Genomic DNA, 2,761 nt, shown 5'->3' on the forward strand with positions numbered 1-2,761 from the left:
TGACTGCCTCAAGCTTGAACTCTCGGCTGAATTGCCTTCTCGTTCCCATAAACCACCTCCGGTTTCATTTCACACCTTAACAAGGTGTCTTTGAAACCGGCAGCAGCCCAACCATCAACGTCGTCACGTACGGCATAGAGTCCAGCTTGGTTCGCGATGATTGTTTGCCCGCGCTTGGAGAGCACGTAGTCCACCCACAGGCGAGCGGCGTTCGGATGCGTGGCTTTCTTGCTGATAAGTTGCAGGCGTGACAGCACCAGGGTGTAGTCCGTCGGGAAAACCACACCTATGCTTGGATCGTTGCGAGCTTGAGCTAACGCGTACGAACCGACGACGTTATATGCAATAGCCGCTCGGCCTGACGACAGTTGCTTCAGCATCGCGTCGGTGGTCAAGGTGTAGCGCGCGTCGACCTTGCCGTTGCTGCTTATTCTTCAGCCGGCGCGTCTCCCTCTGCGGCCGCAACTGCTGACGGCATCCTGTTTCATTGCGAACCTGAGCAGGCGCGAGTGCTGGGACCTGCTCTGGAAAGCTATTTCCGGCAGCTCGGCATCGGCCCCGAGCTATACGCTCGGACGCTAAATACTTCGGGCACAGAGGTGTCGTACACGCTCACGACAGCGCCCGGTGACACTAACACCCTGGACTTCAAGTACCGGCCCACCTACGCCGTGAAGAAGGAAATTTTTTTCCGGCGAAGGGCGGCAAGACCCGAGCGGTCGACACGGTTTCTCGCAAGGAGATTGCGCTTGCGCTGATGCAGCACGGCCGCATGACGAAATTTGATGGCAAGGCCTGCTCTCTCGAGGCATTTGTCGACCACGTCACCTGCGTCGGGCCATGGTTGCCTGGTCGGAGGTGCTTGAATGGAACTGGCCCAATGGCGGACCCGCGAAATGGAACCCACGGTTCTGGGACCATGGAACCCCGAGGCGCGAGATTGCTGAGGCGCTCATGGACGCGATCACCCGGCAGGAGCGGTATACCATCGGCTGCTATACCGCCGTAAAGATGGTCATCTTCCATGCGGTGGTCGACGACTACGGGCGCATGAAGACCTCTAGAGAGCAGTTCGCTGAGGTCAAAAGCCGGCTCTGGGCGGACGAGGACCCCCTCGTCAACATCGAGCCAGCCCGCACCTGGAAGTTTGAGGTGGAGTTCGACCGCGCACGTCAGAACGACCTTGGCAAGCTGCTTCGCATTGAAGAAGGCGTGGCTGCTGGCAACTTTGTGCCCGGCGACTGGGCCTACATCCTCAACACCGACCACGCTCGTTCGCTCAAGACCGGCTACGAAGGCTCAAACGCCATATACATGGGCCAAAACCGCTTCAGCGACTACTACAACGACAACGACCACTCGTACGCCTTCCGTGAAAAGCTCGAAGCGGTCTACCAGTGGCGCCATGGCGTTTTCAGCCGTTCCCGCCACGCGGCCAAACTGGTGCCGCTGAGCTTGCAGGACTATGAGCATTTGGGCAAGACCCCAGAGGAGGGCGGCTTGGTGCTGAACATTCGCTTGGTCCCGCATCTGTTCGGGTACGAGGACCTTCCCGCTTGGGTGTCCCCGCCATTTCCGAAACCGCCCCGGGGTCAAGACATTGTCCTGGAGCAAACGCCTTAACTTGAGCGGCGATGGCGTCGGGCACGGGCGCGCGCAACAGGTCGATCACCTGCTGCGCAAACGCCGTCAGCTTGTACGCCAGCGCTGTACCCCGATCCTGAGTATCGAAAACCTGATGGCGCGCAATCTCGGCTCACGAGCAGAACGTGGCTGCTGCGAACTCGGCCCAACAGCAGCAGTCAGCGGCCACGCAGCAAAAGCAGGCTTCATTTGCCAAGGCGCGCGCCGCACGCCTCGAGGGTCGTGGCTACACGTTCAAGTAGTGCCTGGACCAGACGCGCCGACCCGCTGGGTCCGGTCCTGTTCGTGGCCTGCCCGCCTGGCATGAACGCCGCGGCTTGCCTTTAGTTCACCGCACCTCGACGGTAACCTTCTCGATCTTCCCGGTAAAGCGGCTCTTCATGCCCGCCACGTAGTGGCCCGAGACGGGCGTGTCATCGTCCTCGCCAACATCGGCGGCCTCGTCGGGTGAGATGAGGAATGGTATTGTTCTCTCAATTCGGCCCTCGGTCACCTTCTGTCCGCCGACCGAAAGTGAAGCGATGCCACCTTTGCCGGGCCCGCCGCCGTCATACGCGAAGTCCAGCTTGATGGTTGCCTTGCCGGGCGGAAGCGCTTGGGGAGAGGCAACTGTGTATCGTTCGAGGCCGACCCAGTTGTAGGTGTACGTAGGCTTGCCGACCTTCAGGTACAGGCTGAAGCCGCCGAACCGCCCTCTTTAGACCACGCCCTCCGCGCCGCCCTGTGGAACGTCGATCTCAGCGGTGATCGTGTTGGAGCGGTTCTTCAGGTTGATGAACGTGTTCTCCATCATGCCTGTCATACCCGGGTAGAGCGTCATCGAAGTACGCGGTCCCATCAGGTCGGGCCGCCCGGCGATCGCCGCATTGAAGCGCTCTACGCTGCGGTCATCAATCGGTAGCACGTTGTACTTCACCGCCTCTTTCAAGAAGACGGCCTGCATCTGCTTCAGCTTCGCGGGCTGCGTCGCAGCGAGACCGGTGGCAAGGCTGTAGTCGTTGCGCGCATCGATCGGGATTGGTCCGGAGGTGCCCGTGACTGTCTTGTCCGACGGCGGCGACGACATCAGCTTCGCCTGCAAGCTACCGTCCGCGACCGCACGCGTACTGGACTGGTT

Annotated in this window: 3 protein-coding genes and 1 pseudogene; 1 reads left to right on the top strand and 3 read right to left on the bottom strand. The window is 60.6% G+C overall.

Annotated features, from left to right (window positions below; translation table 11 throughout):
• Positions 1–8 precede the first annotated feature (8 nt).
• The gene (locus QTI66_RS39355) at positions 9–395 is read right to left on the bottom strand and encodes an ABC transporter substrate-binding protein (RefSeq protein ID WP_286565807.1); all 387 of its coding nucleotides are present in this window, start codon (positions 393–395) and stop codon (positions 9–11) included.
• A 445-nt stretch (positions 396–840) separates the two neighbouring features.
• Here QTI66_RS39355 and QTI66_RS39360 point away from each other — a divergent pair, with 445 nt between their 5' ends.
• Positions 841–1,623 (top strand): TGL-type protein-glutamine gamma-glutamyltransferase, encoded by a 783-nt coding sequence (locus QTI66_RS39360; protein WP_286565808.1) that lies wholly within the window; start codon positions 841–843, stop codon positions 1,621–1,623.
• 349 nt (positions 1,624–1,972) lie between these two features.
• On the opposite strand, the gene QTI66_RS39365 is transcribed toward QTI66_RS39360, so the two are convergent.
• Positions 1,973–2,137: a hypothetical protein gene (locus QTI66_RS39365; RefSeq protein WP_286565809.1), complete on the bottom strand. Its 165-nt coding sequence runs from the start codon at positions 2,135–2,137 to the stop codon at positions 1,973–1,975.
• A 204-nt stretch (positions 2,138–2,341) separates the two neighbouring features.
• Positions 2,342–2,761, bottom strand: a pseudogene (locus tag QTI66_RS39370) (hypothetical protein); the annotation flags it as partial.

This window comes from Variovorax brevis, assembly GCF_030317105.1.
Classification (GTDB): domain Bacteria; phylum Pseudomonadota; class Gammaproteobacteria; order Burkholderiales; family Burkholderiaceae_C; genus Variovorax; species Variovorax brevis.